This window comes from Catellatospora sp. NPDC049133 (assembly GCF_040648455.1).
Lineage (GTDB): Bacteria > Actinomycetota > Actinomycetes > Mycobacteriales > Micromonosporaceae > Catellatospora > Catellatospora aurea.
Genome location: NZ_JBEZDT010000008.1, coordinates 141,571 through 158,985, shown reverse-complemented (window position 1 = coordinate 158,985; position 17,415 = coordinate 141,571). Strand labels below are relative to the sequence as shown.

The window sequence follows — 17,415 nt, the reverse complement described above, 5'->3', positions numbered from 1 at the left end:
GGGGAGGGCGCCGCTCCTTTTTGCCCCGCTCCCACGACTCCCCGCAGCGGCGATCTTGCGTGAATGGACCCAGCGGTGCCCCGTTTGCCCGTGTCGTGGGGTACATCCGTGCAAGATCGCCGCGGGCGTCGGGGTCGGCGCTAGGCTGCACATCATGCGTAGGCCCCGCGCTGGATTCCTGCCGCTGCTGGTTGTGGTGGCGGCGGTTACGGGTGGGTGTGTGGCGGACGGGCCGCCGCCGAGGGTGTGGGCGGCCTCGGTGTGTTCCGCGCTCAATCCGTGGCGCGAGGAGATCGCGACGCTGACCACCCGGGCACAGCAGCAGACGCCCACGTCGACGACGCCCCAGCAGGCCAAGGAGAACCTGGTCCGCATGCTGGAGGGGGCACGTGACGCCAGCGAGAAGGCGCGCGGCCGCATCGTGGACGCGGGAGTGCCCGAGGTCGAGGGCGGGGACGCGATCGCCGGCGGGGTGACCGGGTCGCTGGCGCAGGTGCGGGACGCCTACGGCCGGGCCGGCGAAGCGCTGCGCGCACTGTCCACCGACGACGCATCTGCCTTCTACCAGGGCGTCAGCACGGTGATGACGAAACTGCAGCAGGAGTACGACGACAGCGCCCTGGACACCAGCGAGCTGCGCTCCACCGAGCTGCAACAGGCGTTCGGCGAGGTGCCGGAGTGTCTCTGAACCGCCAGCTGGCCATGTTCTCCGCCGAGTCGGCCCGCCCCTCGGCGTACGACCTCGCGGGGCTGCTCGTCGGGCCGGGCCAGGTGACCCGGATGGGCGGCACGGCGCGGGTGTCGGTGGTCGTCGACGCGGCCTGGCGGGTGCACGCGCTGGCGGCCGAGTTCACCGCGCGAGGGCTGGAGACCAGCTGGGAGCCGGCCGCGATCGAGGGCCACTTCGGGGTGCGCACCGCGTACACGGGCATGCTCGCGCCGCTGGCGGAGGCGTGGCTGCGCGGGTCGGGCAAGCGCCCGCCGGCCGGGTTCGCGCTCGACGGGGCGCGGCTGCGGCTGTGGTTCGCGGCGGCGGGTTCGGTCGACCCGGAGGGCGACGGCGCGGTCCTGCGGCTCGGGGCCAGCGACGAGCACTGCGCGGCACCGGCGCTGCGCGCGTTCACCGCGCTGGCCTGCATGGCCGAGCTGGGCCGGGGGCCGGTGCTGCGGATCAGCGGCCGGCGGCGGGTGGCCCGGCTCCGCGAGCTGGTCGGCGAGCGCCCGGCGACGGCCCCACTGGGCGCGTGGCCCGGCGACCAGCCGGCCACCGACGAGCCAGGCGACCAGGTGCTTTCCGAGGAGCAGGCAGAACCGCGTCCGGTGCGGGTCGCGCGGGCTCCGCGGCTCCGACCGGTGGTGGCCGGGCAGCTGGACACCGGTCAGCTCGTGCCGACTGCGGCCGGGCCGGAGGAGCCCTCTACAACCGGAGCCGAGCCGGAGTCACCGTCGCCAGGCCTGTCCGCCGACCGGGAGCAGCCTGCGGTCGATCCGGGCATGGCGCGGCCGAAGAGGACCCGGCGGAGCACCGCCGCGCCGACCGAGGCCGAGCCGGATCAGGCCGAGCCGGATCAGGCCGGGACGACGGGTCCGGTGCGGACCGGCAGCGACTTGACCGGGCCGTAGCGGGCCACCGGCGCGCCGGTGACGTGCGCCCAGTAGCGGTCGCCGTAGGACCAGTGCCACCACTCGGTCGGGTAGTTCACCATGCCGACCGAGGTCAGCGCGTCGCACAGGAAGCGCCGGTTGCGGGCGGCCTCGGCGGAGACGTTCTCGGAGTCGGTGTGGCAGGCCTCGCTGTCGGTGTCGTTGACCTGCGTGCCCATCCACAGCTCCACGCCGTCGGCGGTGCACAGCGTCAGGTCCACCGCGGCACCCGCGACGTGCGGGGCGACCTCCGGCGGGGAGATGTACCGGCTGGCCCGGCGGTGATACCAGGCCTCGTCGTGGCCGGGCTGGATGACCCGCAGCCGCTGCTTGTGGGAGTCGAAGTACTCCTGCTGCAGGGTCAGCGGGCGGTAGCACTCGACGATCAGCAGCCGCATCCCCGCGGGCAGCAGCGTCTGGGCGGTGACCAGCCGGTCCACCACGCTCAGGCGGACGTGGGCGAAGGCTCCCTCACCGTCGGCGAGCCGTGGGTCGAGCCGCAGCGCGCCGACCGTACGCAGGTCGACCAGGCACTCGTCGCACTCGGCCACCGGCGTCTCCACGACCGCCGTGTCCGACAGCAGCACCATCTCCGCCATGACAACCCTCCCCGCCCCCCGGCCCGCCCCGGTATGCGCCCGAGGGGTCCCCCACCTGCCCGGTCGCGAAGTGAACGCCGGGACGGGTGGCTCGCCCCGTGCCGAGCCACCCGTATCTCCGACAGAAGAAGACTCGCAGGCCGCGCTGGAACTTTTCTGTAATAGACGGGCGTCAGGCCGGTGGCCGCCGCCTCAGCGGTCTCCGTCGAGCTCGCGGATCTCGCGGGCCCCGTGGTCGTGGAAGGTGCGGCGGGCCCGTGCGCGGGCGGTCTGCGCCGCGGCCGTGTCGCCGCGGGCCGCCAGCAGCCGGGACCGGTCCAGCTCCAGACGGGCCTGCCAGACCGGCACGTCCATGGCCTGCCAGATGTCGTGGGCGGCGTCGAAGCAGGCCTCGGCAAGGTCGAGCCGGTGCTCGGCGAGGTGGAGCTGGCCGAGCACGCGCAGCGTCGCGCCCTGGCCCCAGCGGTCACCCATGGTGTGGCTGACCGACAGCGCCCATTCCAGCCGGGGCAGCGCCTCACCGTGGTGGCCCTGGCGCATCCGCGCCTTGGCCAGCGCGCGCACCGCGTACGCCTCCATCAGCTCGTCACCGAGGTCGTGGAAGATCGCGGCGGACTCGGCGCAGCGCCGCTCCGCCTGCGCCCACTCGTCCCGGGCCCGGTGGTAGAGCCCGAGCGTGCGCAGGGTGTGCCCCTCGCCGAGCCGGCTGCCGGCCCGCCGGTAGGCGGCCAGCGACTCGGTCAGGTCGGCCAGCGCCCGGTCGTAGTCGCCCAGCTCCAGCCGCACCGAGCCGGCGATGCGCCGGGAGTAGCCGATGCCGATGTCGTCGCGGGCGTCGTGCAGCAGCGTCGCGGCCTGGTCGAGGAAGTGCACGCCCTCGGCGAAGCGGCCCGGTTCGCGGCAGGCGATGCCCAGCCCGGCCAGCGCGGCGGCCTGCCCGGGGAGGTCGTTCAGCTCGCGGAACAGGCTCAGCGCGGCCCGGAACTGCCGCCGCGCCTCGGTGTAGTGGTCCTGGTCGTAGCGCAACTGGCCGAGTTCGGTGAGGATCACCGCCTCGTCGTGCGGCTTGCCCGCGCGCCGGGCCGCGGTCAGCGCCGCCTCGATCACTCGGGTCCGGGCCGCGAACCGGTTCGCGCCCATGAAGGCCGACGCGTTGCGCGCCGAGGCGAACTCGCAGACCAGGTCGTACAGACCGAGCGCGAGCGCCCGTTCCACCCCGGAGGCCAGCGCGGACTGCTCCGCCTCGAACCAGTCCCAGGGGTCGGCGATGACCAGGGCGGTCAGCTCCTCCGACACGTCGTGCGGGCTGAACGGCCGCCGCCACCGGATCTCGGCGGGCGGCGAGTCGGCGGCGGTGCGGTGGATCAGCGCCAGCCAGCCGCGCAGCGCCCGCGCCACCGCGTCGGCCAGGTCCTGGGCGGGTTCCTCCAGCGCGGCGCACTCGCGGGCGTACAGCCGGATCAGGTCGTGCAGGCGGTAACGCAGCCCGCCCATGCGGTCCACGCCGACGAACTCCACCAACTGCGCGTCGACCAGCTGCTCGACCAGCTCCTCGGCCTCGGCCAGGGAGGTCTCGACCAGCCAGGACACCACCCAGGGCGAGAAGTCGGGCACGCCGAACCAGCCCAGTCGGCGCAGCGTGGCGCGGCAGTCGGGGTCCAGCGCCCGGTAGCTGAGCTCGATGCTGCTGCGTACGCCGACGTCGCCGGCGGACAGGTGGTTGAGCCGGCGGCTCTCGTCGGCGAGCCGGTCGGCCAGCGGCTTGAGCGGCAGCGCCCGCCGGCCGGCCAGCCGGGCGCTGACGATGCGCAGCGCCAGCGGCAGGTTGCCGCAGTATTCGACGATCCGGCGGGCGGCGTCGAGGTCCTCGTCGACCCGCTCGTCCCCGGCGAGCCGCCGCAGCAGCAGCAGCGCCTCGTCGGGCTCCAGCACGCGCAGGTCGGTCAGCGTGGTGCCGGACAGCCCGGCCAGGCGGTCCCGGCTCGTGATGACGACGGCGTTGCCCGCGTGGCCCGGTAGCAGCGGCCGGACCTGCTGCTCCGAGGCGGCGTCGTCGAGCACCAGCAGCATGCGGCGCTGTGCCAGCAGCGATCGGTACAGGTCGGCCCGCTCGCCGAGGCCCTCCGGCAGCTGGGCCTGCTCGACGCCGAGCGCGCGCAGGAACCGGGACAGCACCTCGCCCGGCTCGGCCGGGACGTCGCTCATGCCGCGCAGCTCCGCGTAGAGCTGGCCGTCCGGGAAGTGCTCGACCAGCCGGTGCGCCGCCGCGGTGGCCAGGGTGGACTTGCCGGTGCCGCCCGGCCCGGCGATGACCTGCACGGCCGGGGCGCCACCGGTCGGCAGCAGGGCCGACGCCAGCGCCTCCAGTTCGGCGGCCCGGCCGGTGAAGTCGGCCGGCACCGGCGGCAACTGCGCGGGCACCGGGTGCACCGTGCCCGGTCCGGCCAGCTCCGGTGACTGGGCCGCGACCGCGAGCTGCTCGGTGCCACCCCGCAGGATCGCGTGGTGCAGCGCGGTGAGTTCCGGGCCGGGCTCCACGCCCAGCTCACCGATGAGCACGTCGCGGCCCTCGCGGTAGCAGGCCAGCGCCTCGGCCTGGCGGCCCAGCCGGTACAGCACGGTCATCAGCTGGCCGCGCAGCCGCTCGTTGGTCGGCCGGTGCCCGATCAGCACGGTCAGCTCGGCGACCAGGTCGCCCCACAGCCCGGCGGCGATCTCGGCGGCGATGCGCTCCTCGACGGCTGCGGCCCGCAGCTCGTCCAGCCGGGACGCCTGCACGGTCAGCTCGGTGGCGTCCAGGCCGGACAGCGCGGGGCCCTGCCATAGCGCGTCGGCGCGGCGCAGCAGCACGGCGGCTCCCGCGTGGTCGCCGGCGGCCGCCGCGGCACGTCCCTGCGCCAGCAGTCCGGTGAAGACCTCGACGTCGAGCGTGTCCGGCTCGATCCGGATCACGTAGCCCGGTGCCGCGGTGGTGATGAGGTCGCCGGCGCCGTGCTTGGCGAAGGTGCGGCGCAGCGTGGAGACGTAGGTCTGGATCAGCGCGCGGGCGGTGTCGGGCGGGTCGTCGGCCCACAGGATGTCGACCAGCCGGCTGGCGGACACCACCCGGCCGTGCTCCAGGAGCAGTGCGGCGAGCAGAGCTTTCGGTTTCGCGCCGCCGAGCGGCACCGCCTCGTCGCCGGCGTCCGCCGAGACGGGTCCGAGCAGCCGGAACTCCACCTCGCACTCCTCCGCCGCGTTACTAGATCGATCCAGCGTACGGCCGGACGGTGGCAGAGGACCACAGCCCGACACGACATCGCAGGTCAGAGGCTAGCGCACCGCCGACATGGCCAATTTGTCCCGGTCCTCCCGCCGGAGTGCCAGAGCTACCGGCCCCACCTGCGGGTTGGCGGAGTTTCGCCATGGCGTAACCCCGCCAACGCCATCTATTCACTACGAAACAACGGGCCGGTAGACCGTTGTCATGTTCTCCCCCTCACAGCCTTCCCGCTTCCGGCGCAGGCGCTGGCAGCTGATTTCGGCGGCCACCGCGGCACCGCTGCTGGCGGCGGGTCTCGCCGTCCTGCAGGCGCCCGCGGTCGCCGCGCCGAGCAAACCCACCACCCCCGCCAAGCCGACGGCGACCCACAAGGTCACGCTGGTCACCGGCGACGTCGTCACGGTCACCACGATGGCCGACGGCAAGCAGATCGCCGATGTGGACCGGCCGGCCAACGCGCTCGGCGGCGTGCGTATGCAGCAGATCAAGGGCGACCTGTACGTCATCCCCGACGAGGCGGTGGCGCTGCTCGGCGCGAACAAGCTCGACCGGCGGCTGTTCAACGTCACCGACCTGATCGAGATGGGTTACGACGACGCGAAGTCGTCGGGCGTGCCGCTGATCGCCACGTACACCGCGGCGCAGACCCGCGCGGCCGGCGAGCCGAAGGCTCCCCGTGGCAGCAAATTGACCCGCAAGCTCAACGGCATCCGGGGCGCGGCGCTCACCGCGGACAAGAAGCAGGCCCGCTCCTTCTGGAAGACCGTCGTGCCACAGGGCAGCACGACGGCTGGAAAGGGCAACGCGGTCCTCGGCGAGGGTGTGGCCAAGCTGTGGCTCGACGGCCGGGTCGAGGTCAACCTGAAGGAGAGCGTGCCGCTGATCGGCGCGCCCGAGGCCTGGGCCGCCGGGTACACCGGCAAGGGTTCCAAGGTCGCCGTGCTCGACACGGGCGTCGACGTCAGCCACCCTGACCTGGCCGGAGTCATCGACGGCACGGCCAGCTTCGTGCCGGGCGAGTCGGCCACCGACGACGTCAACGGGCACGGCACCCACGTCGTCTCGACGATCGTCGGCACCGGCGCAGCCTCCAACGGTGAGCTGAAGGGCGTCGCCCCGGACGCTGACATGATCGTCGGCAAGGTGCTCGGCGGCGTCGAGGGCTACGGCCAGGACTCCTGGATCATCGCGGGCATGGAGTGGGCCGTCCAGCAGGGCGCCGACGTCGTCAGCATGAGCCTCGGCGACACCTACCCGACCGACGGCAGCGACCCGATGTCGCAGGCGGTCGACGCGCTGTCCGCGCAGTACGGCGCGCTGTTCGTCATCGCCGCCGGCAACGCGGGCCCGGAGAGCATCTCCACCCCGGGCGCGGCCGCCTCGGCGCTGACCGTGGCCGCCACGGACAAGCAGGACCAGCTCGCGTACTTCTCCAGCACCGGCCCGCTGGCCTACTCCGGCGGCATGAAGCCGGACATCGCCGCGCCGGGCGTGGACATCACCGCGGCTCGCTCGCAGCAGATGACCGACGGCGGCGAGGGCCTCTACCGCACCATCAGCGGCACCTCGATGGCCACCCCGCACGTGGCGGGCGCGGCCGCGATCCTGGCCCAGCAGCACCCCGACTGGACCGGCGCGATGCTCAAGGAACACCTGATGAGCAGCGCGAAGGGCCTGGCCGAGTGGTACTCGCCGTACGAGGTCGGCACCGGCCGCCTCGACGTGGCCGCCGCCGTGAAGACCGGCGTCCGGGGCACCGGCTCGCTGTTCTTCGGCAACTACACGTGGCCGCACGAGGCGAGCGACGTCGCGGTCACCAAGGAGCTGACGTTCACCAACACCGGCGCCACCGACGTCACGCTGAACCTGGCGCAGACCAACGCGGGCGGACCGTTCACCCTGGGCGCGACCTCGGTGACGATCCCGGCGGGCGCGAAGGCGACCGTCCCGGTCACCGGCGACCCGCAGGCCGCCGCCGCGGGCCAGCGTCACGTCGGCTACGTGATCGGCACCGACGCGACCACCGGCCAGCCGGTGACCCGCACCTCGGTCGCGCTGATCAAGGAAGACGAGCGCTACGACCTCACCATCAAGCTGGTCGGCCGGGACGGCAAGCCGGCCGCCGGCTATGTCGGCATCAACATGGCCGGTGACCAGTGGCCGTACTCGGCGTACATCGAAGGTTCGGTCACCCTGCGCATGCCGAAGGGCGTCTACACCATCGCGTCGTACCTCGACGTCGCCGGTGAGCGGTCGGACCGCAGCGGTCTGGCGGTGCTGGTCGACCCGGAGACGGTGCTCGGCGACGGGCCCGCCGAGGTGGTGCTGGACGCCAGCAAGGCGCGCCTGCTGCAGACCGAGGCGCCGCAGCGCACCGAGGACCGCCAGCGCAAGGTGGACTACAACATCCACTTCACCGGCCTGGACTCCTGGTTCGACGTGCGCGGCGCCTACCAGGTCCCGCCGATGTACGACGACCTCTACGTGGCGCCGACCGAGCCGATGACCAAGGGCGAGTTCATCTTCACCACGCGCTGGCGCAAGGGCGAGCCGATGTTCCGCCTGACGGCGTTCGGCGGCCTGTTCGACATTCCGGCCACCACGCAGGCAGGTTCGCTGCTCGGCACCGCCACCGACCACCTGAAGGCCGTGTACGCGGGCAAGGGCTCCGCGGCCGACTTCAAGAAGGTCAACGCCAAGGGCAAGATCGCCGTGGTGGAGCGCAGTGACGAGGTCACCGCGGACGAGCGCGTCGCCAACGCGATCGCCGACGGGGCCAAGGCCGTCGTTTTCGTCAGCGACCGCCCCGGCACCTCGATGGAGTACGCGGGCGAGTCCACCGTTCCGGTCGCCTCCGTGCACCGGGACGCGGGGCAGTTGCTGATCAAGATGGCGAAGCTGGGCTGGATCACCTTCACCGCCAAGCGCGTGGAGTACACCCCGTTCGTCTACGACCTGGCCCGCGACTACCCCGGCCAGGTGCCGAACAAGCCGCTGGTCTACAAGCCGAGCCAGCGGGACCTCGCCAAGATCGACGCTCGCTGGTACAACGCCGCGACGCCGGGCGACGCGTCCGGCTACCGGTACGACCTGACGCTCAGCCCGTCGCTCGGTTTCCACGAGCGCGAGTGGCACCCGGGCACCCGCACCGAGTGGGTCACCCCCGGACAGGTCTGGGTCGAGTCGCACGCGCAGCAGATCGCCACGGAGCTGCCGTGGGAGATGGTGTCCGGCGTCAACACGTACGCCAAGGGCAGCACCACCCGCACCGACTGGTTCGCCCCGGCGGCCCGGCCGGGCTTCAGCGACTCGTTCGGCGTGTACAACTCCCGCGCGCAGAACTACATGACCTGGAACGTGCAGCCGTGGAGCTCGGCCAGCGACACCATGCGGCTGGGCGGCTACCTGCCGTGGGGTGCGACGCCGACCCACCTGCAGGTGTTCCAGGGCGACACGCTGATCCACGACAACGCGTTCAGCGCGGACATGCAGTGGAAGGAGGTGCCGGCGGAGTACCTGCCGTACCGGGCCGTGCTCGACGCGGAGCGGTCCGCCGAGCAGTTCCGGCTGTCCACCCGTACGCACAGCGAGTGGACCTTCATGTCGGGCTTCGTCGACTCGGACTACTTCCAGCCGTTCTCGGTGCTGAACCTGGACTACCTGCTGGACAGCGACCTGCACGGTGACGTGAAGGCCGGCGCCTGGCAGCAGATCCGCCTGCACCCGGTGTCGATGGACCTGGGCACCGTGCCTGGCAAGATCAAGACGGTGACCCTGGACGTCTCCTACGACGACGGCAAGACCTGGCAGAAGGTCAACGTGGTCAAGGGCGCCGACGGCTACTGGACGGGTTCGTTCAAGGCGAACGGCAAGTCCGGCGGCTTCCTGTCGATCCGCGGCAGCGCGGCGACCGACGCCGGTTTCAGCGTCAAGCACGAGATCATCCGGGCCTACGGCCTGCGATGAGTCCCAGTGTCGGGCCCCGGGGAGGCGACTCCCCGGGGCCCTTCCCGTCACCAGGGTCGCCAGCAGGGTCTATTCAAGATCTGCCGGTATGGCGCATACTCTCCCCGCCGCCGCTGACGGAAAGGGGCAGGTCGCCGATGCTGGGTGTGCTCGGGCTCGACCCTGAGGAGGAGTTCGTCTACCGGGCCCTGCTCGGCCGGCCCAGTGCCACCGCGATGCTGCTGGCCGACCTGCTGGACCGGCCCGAGCCCGTGGTCGACCAGGCGTTGTCCCGCCTGGTGGAGAACGGCCTGGCACTGCGCTCCGGCGGAGAGGCCTTCGTCGCCGCGCCGCCCGCGATGGCGCTGGGCGCGCTGATCACCGAGCGCCGTGACGGGCTGCGCATCGCCGAGCAGGCGCTGGTCACCCTCGCCGAGGAGCACCGGGCGGCGGTCGCCGGGCGCAGCATCAGCGAGCTGATCGAGGTGGTCTCCGGCGTCGACGCCATCCGGCATCGGTTCCAGCAGGTGCAGCAGGCGGCCCGTACGGAGATCCGCAACTTCGTCACCGCGCCCTACATCGCCGTGCCGCCGGGCTCCAACGCGCAGGAGGACGCCGCCGCGGCGCGCGGGGTGCGCTTCCGGGTGGTGCTGGAGCGCTCGGTGCTGGCCCAGCCCGGCATCATCGACGAGGTCGTCGACTCGCTGGAGCGCGGCGTGGAGCTGCGGGTGGCCGACGAGCTGCCGATGAAGCTGATCCTCGCCGACGGCGACCTGGCCCTGGTGCCGGTCACCGCCCCGCACGCGATGGTCCCGGGCGGCGAGCCGGGGGCCGTGCTGCTGCACCGCAGCGGTCTGCTGGCCGCGCTGGAGGCCCTGTTCGAGACGGTATGGCAGCGCGCCTACCCGCTGGAGCTGTCGAGCCTCGGGTCGGACGGGTTACCGTACGTCGAGCTGGACACCGACGGGCCCACGGAGCTGGACCGCCGGATCCTGTCGCTGCTGCTGTCGGGCCTGACGGACCAGGCGGTCGCGACGCAGCTCGACCTGTCGCTGCGCACCCTGCAGCGGCGGCTGCGCCACCTGATGGATCTGGCCGGCGTGGAGACCCGCATGCAGCTGGGTTGGCACGCCGCCCGACACGAATGGGCCTGAGTTGAAGCGACCGCTGCTGATCCTGCTCACCACGGCCCTGCTGGCGACGTCGGCGGCCGGCTGCGGCGACGACGACGACGCGATGGCGCTGCGGCCGGGCGAGGCACTAACCGAGGACGCGAACCGGCTGGTCCGGCAGCTGATGGAGATCGACTTCAAGGACCGCACCGCACCGGACGGCGCCCCGGTGGCGTGCAGCGTGCGCTCGTTCGGCGCGGCCCCCGAGGGGGCGAGCAATGTCGGGCAGCTCACCACCATCTGGGCTAAGACGGTGTGCGGCGCGCCCGGCCCAGACGGGATGCTCGGCATGTCGATGGTGCCCGTCAAGATCACGTTGGGCGGGCAGCCGGAGTTGTTCATGCCGCAGGACGGCGCGCAGTACGGGGCTGACCTGGAGAAACTCTTCCCCGATCTCGGGGTCGACCTGACCGGGGAATGGTCGGAGTTCCCGGAGATGCGGGCCGAGCTGGAGGCGCGCGCAGCCGGACAGTGAGCAGGAGCACCTCGATCAGATGGTTGCCACCCGGGAATCCCCCTTGTCCGTATTGTGGCGGGGAGTATGGTGTCTGCGGTCACAGGAATGTGCCCGTACGTCGATGGGGTGCGCAACCCCTGGCGCACACTGAGCGTTACCTTGGACATCCGCGGACCGTGTCGCTCCCGCGACGCCCACCGTGACCGACCGCTGCGTAACCTCAGACCGAGCCACCTCAGACCGGCCGCCACCACCCGGCGGCGCCAGCCACCCGGACCACTGCGGAGAAGAAACGTGCCGACAGCTTCCAGGAACCGTCTAGTCATCGTCGAGTCTCCGGCGAAGGCGAAGACGATCTCGGGGTACCTCGGCCCGGGTTACGTCGTCGAGGCGAGCCTCGGGCACATCCGCGATCTGCCTGCCGGCGCCAAGCAGATGCCGGAGAAGTACAAGAAGGAGCCGTGGGCCTACCTCGGCGTCGACGTCGACAACGGCTTCGCCCCGGTATATATCGTCAACCCGGACCGCGCGAAGCACGTCACGCGCCTCAAGGCCCTGATGAAGGACGCCGACGAAGTCCTGCTGGCCACAGATGAGGACCGCGAGGGCGAGGCCATCGCCTGGCACCTGGTGGAGACGCTGAAGCCCAAGGTGCCCGTCAAGCGCATGGTGTTCCACGAGATCACCAAGCCGGCCATCCAGGCCGCCGTGGCCAACCCGCGCGACATCGACCGCGACCTGGTCGACGCGCAGGAGACCCGGCGCATCCTGGACCGGCTCTACGGCTACGACGTGTCCGCGGTGCTGTGGAAGAAGGTCCAGCGCGGCCTGTCCGCCGGCCGGGTGCAGTCGGTCGCGACCCGCATCGTGGTCGAGCGCGAGAAGCAGCGCATGGCGTTCCGCGCCGCCGACTACTGGGACATCACCGCCACCCTCGCCGTCGAGAAGGCGAGCGAGACCGGCCCGCGCACGTTCACCGCGACCCTGATCGCGCTGGACGGCGACCGCATCGCCACCGGCAAGGACTTCGAGCCGACCACCGGAAGGCTGCGCCCCGGTTCGGGCGTCGTGCAGCTCGACGGCGACGGGGCGCGCGGCCTGGCCGCCCGGCTCGACGACCGGCCGTTCACCGTCACCAAGGTCGAGGAGAAGCCGTACCGCCGCAAGCCGTACGCGCCGTTCATCACCTCGACGCTGCAGCAGGAGGCGGCCCGCAAGCTGCGCTTCTCGTCAGCGGCCACGATGCGCACCGCGCAGCGGCTGTACGAGAACGGCTACATCACCTATATGCGTACCGACTCGGTGAACCTCTCCGAGTCCGCGATCGCCGCGGCCCGCACCCAGATCGCCGAGCTGTACGGCTCCGGCGCGGTGCCGCCGCAGCCCCGCCGCTACTCGGGCAAGGTGAAGAACGCCCAGGAGGCGCACGAGGCGATCCGCCCCGCCGGTGACACCTTCCGCACCCCGGGCGCGGTCCGCAACGAGCTGTCCACCGAGGAGTACCGGCTCTACGAGCTGATCTGGCAGCGCACCATCGCCTCGCAGATGTCCGACGCGGTCGGCATGACGGTCAGCGTGCGCATCCGCGCCACGACCGCGCAGAACGAGGAGGCCGACTTCGCGGCCAGCGGCCGGACCATCACCGACCCCGGCTTCCTGCGGGCGTACGTGGAGTCGTCCGACGACGAGTCCGCCGAGGCCGACGACGCCGAGCGCAAGCTGCCGGTGCTGGTCAAGGACCAGAAGCTGACCGAGGAGGGCCTGGAGGCCGTCGGCCACACCACCCAGCCGCCCGCCCGCTACACCGAGGCCTCGCTGGTCAAGGCGCTCGAAGAGCTGGGCATCGGCCGCCCGTCCACGTACTCGTCGATCATGCAGACGATCCAGGACCGCGGTTACGTGATCAAACGGGGCCAGGCGCTGATCCCGACGTTCGTCGCGTTCGCCGTGATCGGGCTCCTGGAGCAGCACTACCCGCGGCTGGTCGACTACGGCTTCACCGCCGCGATGGAGGACCAGCTCGACCAGATCGCCGGCGGCGACGCCACCGCGCTGGAGTTCCTGACCTCCTTCTACTTCGGCTCGCCGAGCGCCGAGGTGGGCAGCGTCGCGCAGGCCGGCGGCCTGAAGAAGCTGGTCACCGAGCACCTGGGCGAGATCGACGCGCGCAGCATCAACTCGATCAAGCTGTTCACCGACGACCAGGGCCGCGACGTGGTGGTCCGGGTCGGCAAGTTCGGCCCGTACCTGCAGCGCGGCGCGCAGGCAGGCAACGGCAAAGGCCCCGCCGCCGACGACGCGGATCCCGACGCCGAGACCGCGTCCGAGGGCGACCGCGTCTCGATCCCGGACGGCGTCGCGCCCGACGAGCTGACCCCGGAGAAGGTCGACGAGCTGTTCCTCGGCGGCGGCGGCGAGCGCAAGCTCGGCGAGCACCCGCAGACCGGCGAGCCGGTGGTGCTCAAGTCCGGCCGGTACGGCCCGTACGTGTCCAGCGGCGAGACCAACTCGTCCCTGCTCAAGACGCAGGCGCCGGACCAGTTGACGCTGGCCGACGCGCTGCGGCTGCTGTCGCTGCCCCGGCTGGTCGGCAAGGACGCCGAGGGCCAGGACATCTTCGCCAAGAACGGGCGGTACGGCCCGTACATCGAGCGCGAGGGCGACTCCCGGTCCCTGGAGAACGAGGAGCAGCTCTTCACGGTCACCCTGGAGCAGGCGCTGGCGCTGCTGGCCGCCCCGAAGCAGCGGGGCCGCCGTGCGGCGCAGCCCCCGCTGCGCGAGATGGGCGTCGACCCGCTCACCGACAAGCCGCTCGTCATCAAGGACGGCCGGTTCGGGCCGTACGTGACCGACGGGGAGTCCAACGCGTCGCTGCGGCGCGGGCAGACCCCGGAGAGCCTGACCATCGAGCAGGCCAGCGAGATGCTGTCGGAGAAGCGGGCCAAGGGTCCGGCTCCGAAGAAAACTCCGGCGAAGAAGGCGCCCGCGAAGAAGGCGACCGCGGCCAAGGCGACGACGGCCACAAAGGCTGGAGCTGCGAAGAAGGCCACCACGGCCAAGGCCGCGACCGCGAAGAAGGCCGCCACGGGGGCCGCCAAGAGCGTGCCAAAGAAGGCTGCCGCGAAGAAGACAGCAAGCTGACCGCTTACCGACCCTGCCCAGGGTCGTTGACCCTGGGTAGGGTGTCGATGCGAGCGTGGCGACCGGTTCGGTTCCCGGAACGTACGCCGCGGTGAGGAGCGGATCAGTGTCCACACCAGCTGTCAGTGCCGGGCCGTTGCGCCGGGTGCCGGTACAGGGGCGCAGTGTCGCGCGGGTGCAGCGCATGCTCGACGCGTGCGCTGAGTTGATTGACGAAGTCGGCTACGACGGGCTCAGCACGACGCTGCTCGCCGAGCGGGCCGGCGTCGCGATCGGGTCGGTCTACCAGTTCTTCCCGGACAAGCGGGCCATCGTGCAGGCGCTGACCCTGCGCAACGTCGAGGCATACCTGGAGCGGCTGGCCGAGCGGATCCCCGCCGGCGAGCTCGCGCACTGGTGGGACGGCGTCGACGGGGCCATCGAGGAGTACATCGAGCTGCACCGGAGCGTTCCCGGCTTCCGTACGCTGCACTTCGGCGACGTGGTGGACGTGCATCTGATCGACGCGGAGCGCGACAACAACGCGGTCATCGCCGATCACCTCGCGGACCTGCTCATCCGCTTCCACAACGCGCCGGACTCGCGGGAGCTGCGCTTCGCGCTGACCGTCTCGGTCGAGGCCGCCGACGCGCTGATCAAGCTCGCGTTCCGCCGTCACCCGGACGGCGACGCCGCCGTGCTGGCAGAATCGAAGCGGCTGGTACGGGGCTACCTGCAAACCTTCGCTCTTACATAGGGCCTCGGCTCTGCGGCCTCAATCGGCGTCGTCCTCCGCCTTCGCTCCGGACGACGCCGAGCGGTCGGCAACCGCCGATGCCGCTATCACTTCCTCGTTTTTGTGGCAAGTCTTCAGGGTCGAACCAGGGTCGGCCCTCGCCGGGGCAGGACTAGAGTGAAGCCGCAGGACGCCCGGGCGCTATTGCCATGGCCAAGGCACAGCGAGCACGCTGAGGCCGGGACGGGCAGTGACGCGGGGAGGGTACGGCCATCAGCACGCCATCGCAGGGAGCGGACGCCGCGCCGTTCCTGGCCGCCCAGGCGGACCTGACCGGCGGCGCGGAACTGCGCGCGATCCTGCGCATCCGGCCGTTCCGACGCCTGTGGCTGGTGCTGAGCGTCGCCTCGCTCGGCGACTGGCTGGGCCTGCTGGCCACGGCCACGTTCGCCTCGGCGCAGGTGTCCGGCAACGCCGCGAAGGGCCTGGCCTTCGGCTCGGTCATCGCGGTGCGCCTGCTGCCCGCGCTGGTGCTCGGCCCGCTGGCCGGCGTGATGGCCGACCGGTGGGACCGGCGCTACACGATGGTCATCTGTGACCTGCTGCGATTCGTGTTGTTCGCCACGATCCCGACCGTCGCGCTCTACTCCACCGACGCCAAGATCACGGTTGGCTGGGCGGCAGCCGCGACGTTCCTCATCGAGGCGATCACGCTGATCTGGATCCCGGCCAAGGACGCCGCGGTCCCGAACCTGATCCCGCGCGCCCGTCTCGAAGCCGCCAACCAGCTCACCCTCATCACGACGTACGGCGTCACGCCGGTGCTCGCCGCCGCGGTGCTGGCCGGGCTGAACCAGTTCTACCAGTGGTTGGAGCGCTCGGGCGCGGTCGTCGCGGCCTGGGCCGCCCCGTCCAGCCTCGCTCTGTACTTCCTCGCCTTCTCCCGCCTGGCCAGTGCTCTGGTCGTCTTCTACGGCATCCGCGAGATCTCCGGTCACAACGGCGGCGTGCGCCAGGAGACCAGCATGGTGCGCCAGTTCATGGACGGGTGGCGTTTCATCGGCAAGACCCCCATGGTGCGCGGCCTGGTGCTCGGCATCCTCGGCGCGTTCGCGGCCGGAGGCGTGGTCATCGGCACCGGCCAGTTCTTCGCGCTGTCCCTCGGCGGCGGCGACGCCACCTTCGCCATCCTGTTCGCGGCCATCTTCATCGGCCTGGGGCTGGGCATCGCCCTGGGCCCGCGCCTGATCGGCGGCCTGTCCCGGCGGCGCTGGTTCTGCCTGAGCATCATGCTGGCGGGCGCGTCCGTCGCGCTGCTCGCCCTGGTCCCGCACCTGTCGCTGGCCGTCGTCGGCGCGCTGCTGGTCGGCTCCGGCGCGGGCATGGCCTTCCTGTCCGGCACCACGCTGCTCGGCGGCGAGGTCGACGACGAGGTGCGCGGCCGCGTCTTCGCCGTGGTGCAGACCGGCACCCGGGTGGTGCTGATGCTGGCCATCTCGCTGTCCGGCGTGCTGGTCGGCCTGGGCGGGTCGCACGACGTGGGCGGCACCGGCGTCCCGATCTCCTCGACCCGGGTGCTGCTGGCCATCGCCGGGGTGCTGGGCATCCTGGCCGGGTTCTGGGCGCTGCGCCAGATGGACGACAAGCCCGGCGTGCCGCTGCTGGCCGACCTGGTCAGCTCGATGCGCGGCCGCCCGCTCGGCGTCGCCGAGCCGTCGGCGAAGGCCGGCGTGTTCATCGTCTTCGAGGGCGGCGAGGGCGCGGGCAAGTCGACCCAGATCGCCCAGCTGGCCCAACACCTGCTGGCCGACGGCCGGTCCGTCGTGGTGACCCGCGAGCCCGGGGCGACCGAGATCGGCGCGCGCATCCGCAAGATGGTCCTCGACACCCACACCAGCGGGTCCGGGCCGGTCGGCGCGAGCGCGCTGGCCCCGCGGGCCGAGGCGCTGCTCTACGCCGCCGACCGGGCCCACCACGTGACGGCCGTGGTGCGCCCCGCGCTGCGTCGCGGCGAGATCGTCATCTCCGACCGGTACGTGGACAGCTCGCTGGCATACCAGGGGGCCGGGCGCACCCTGCCGGTCGACGAGATCTCCTGGCTGTCTGCCTGGGCCACCGGTGGCCTCAAGCCCGACCTGGTGGTGCTGCTCGACATCGACCCGCAGACCGGGCTGGCCCGGGTCGGCCGGCGCGGCGAGGCCGACCGCCTGGAGCAGGAGTCGATCGACTTCCATGAGCGGGTCCGGCATGGGTTCCTCGACCTGGCCGCCGCCGATCCGGCCCGCTACCTGGTGCTCGACGGCACCCGGGACGAGCAGGAGCTGGCCGCGGAGATCGCGATCCGGGTCGCGAAGCTGCTGCCGCCGCTGCCCGCCTCCGTCGACGGGGCCGGGGGCGGCACCGCCGGCCGGGTTCCCTCGCCCGGTGAGCCGCCCGTCGCGGACGGGACGCCCGCCGAGTTACGGACCACTCGGGCCTGA

General features: G+C 72.1%; 10 protein-coding genes. 8 read left to right on the top strand and 2 right to left on the bottom strand.

Annotation, left to right across the window (positions count from 1 at the left end; translation table 11 throughout):
* Nucleotides 1-154 precede the first annotated feature (154 nt).
* Entirely contained in the window at nucleotides 155-688 is a 534-nt protein-coding gene (locus tag AB0B35_RS11495) for a hypothetical protein (protein WP_361043692.1), read from the top strand.
* Nucleotides 679-1,623, top strand: coding sequence for a hypothetical protein (locus tag AB0B35_RS11490; protein ID WP_361043689.1), 945 nt, complete (start codon nucleotides 679-681; stop codon nucleotides 1,621-1,623). The genes AB0B35_RS11495 and AB0B35_RS11490 overlap by 10 nt, the downstream gene beginning before the upstream one ends.
* Here the strand turns inward: AB0B35_RS11490 and AB0B35_RS11485 are convergent.
* Together AB0B35_RS11485 and AB0B35_RS11480 are read right to left on the bottom strand one after the other, a co-directional pair.
* On the bottom strand, nucleotides 1,569-2,243 hold the full coding sequence (locus AB0B35_RS11485; RefSeq protein WP_361043687.1) for a M15 family metallopeptidase: 675 nt from the start codon (nucleotides 2,241-2,243) through the stop codon (nucleotides 1,569-1,571). The genes AB0B35_RS11490 and AB0B35_RS11485 overlap by 55 nt on opposite strands.
* Nucleotides 2,244-2,435: 192 nt before the next feature.
* Nucleotides 2,436-5,462: a BTAD domain-containing putative transcriptional regulator gene (locus AB0B35_RS11480; protein WP_361043684.1), complete on the bottom strand. Its 3,027-nt coding sequence runs from the start codon at nucleotides 5,460-5,462 to the stop codon at nucleotides 2,436-2,438.
* 247 nt (nucleotides 5,463-5,709) lie between these two features.
* Here AB0B35_RS11480 and AB0B35_RS11475 point away from each other — a divergent pair, with 247 nt between their 5' ends.
* The 6 genes from AB0B35_RS11475 to tmk all read left to right on the top strand — a co-directional run bounded on the left by AB0B35_RS11475 (nucleotide 5,710) and on the right by tmk (nucleotide 17,415).
* Nucleotides 5,710-9,471, top strand: coding sequence for a S8 family serine peptidase (locus AB0B35_RS11475; protein WP_361043681.1), 3,762 nt, complete (start codon nucleotides 5,710-5,712; stop codon nucleotides 9,469-9,471).
* A 137-nt stretch (nucleotides 9,472-9,608) separates the two neighbouring features.
* Nucleotides 9,609-10,604 (top strand): helix-turn-helix domain-containing protein, encoded by a 996-nt coding sequence (locus AB0B35_RS11470; RefSeq protein ID WP_361043678.1) that lies wholly within the window; start codon nucleotides 9,609-9,611, stop codon nucleotides 10,602-10,604.
* A gap of 1 nt (nucleotide 10,605) precedes the next feature.
* Entirely contained in the window at nucleotides 10,606-11,097 is a 492-nt protein-coding gene (locus AB0B35_RS11465) for a hypothetical protein (RefSeq protein ID WP_361043676.1), read from the top strand.
* Nucleotides 11,098-11,373: 276 nt separating this feature from the next.
* The gene (gene topA / locus AB0B35_RS11460) at nucleotides 11,374-14,220 is read left to right on the top strand and encodes a type I DNA topoisomerase (protein ID WP_361043672.1); all 2,847 of its coding nucleotides are present in this window, start codon (nucleotides 11,374-11,376) and stop codon (nucleotides 14,218-14,220) included.
* A 106-nt stretch (nucleotides 14,221-14,326) separates the two neighbouring features.
* Nucleotides 14,327-14,956: a TetR family transcriptional regulator gene (locus tag AB0B35_RS11455; protein WP_361043669.1), complete on the top strand. Its 630-nt coding sequence runs from the start codon at nucleotides 14,327-14,329 to the stop codon at nucleotides 14,954-14,956.
* Between the two features lie 371 nt (nucleotides 14,957-15,327).
* Nucleotides 15,328-17,415 (top strand): dTMP kinase, encoded by a 2,088-nt coding sequence (tmk, locus tag AB0B35_RS11450; RefSeq protein ID WP_361043667.1) that lies wholly within the window; start codon nucleotides 15,328-15,330, stop codon nucleotides 17,413-17,415.

Coding starts and splice junctions, on each gene's coding strand:
- AB0B35_RS11475 (WP_361043681.1), top strand. CDS start 5,710: ATGTTCTCCCCCTCACAGCCTTCCCGCTTCCGGCGCAGGCGCTGGCAG.
- AB0B35_RS11485 (WP_361043687.1), bottom strand. CDS start 2,243: ATGGCGGAGATGGTGCTGCTGTCGGACACGGCGGTCGTGGAGACGCCG.
- AB0B35_RS11470 (WP_361043678.1), top strand. CDS start 9,609: ATGCTGGGTGTGCTCGGGCTCGACCCTGAGGAGGAGTTCGTCTACCGG.
- AB0B35_RS11495 (WP_361043692.1), top strand. CDS start 155: ATGCGTAGGCCCCGCGCTGGATTCCTGCCGCTGCTGGTTGTGGTGGCG.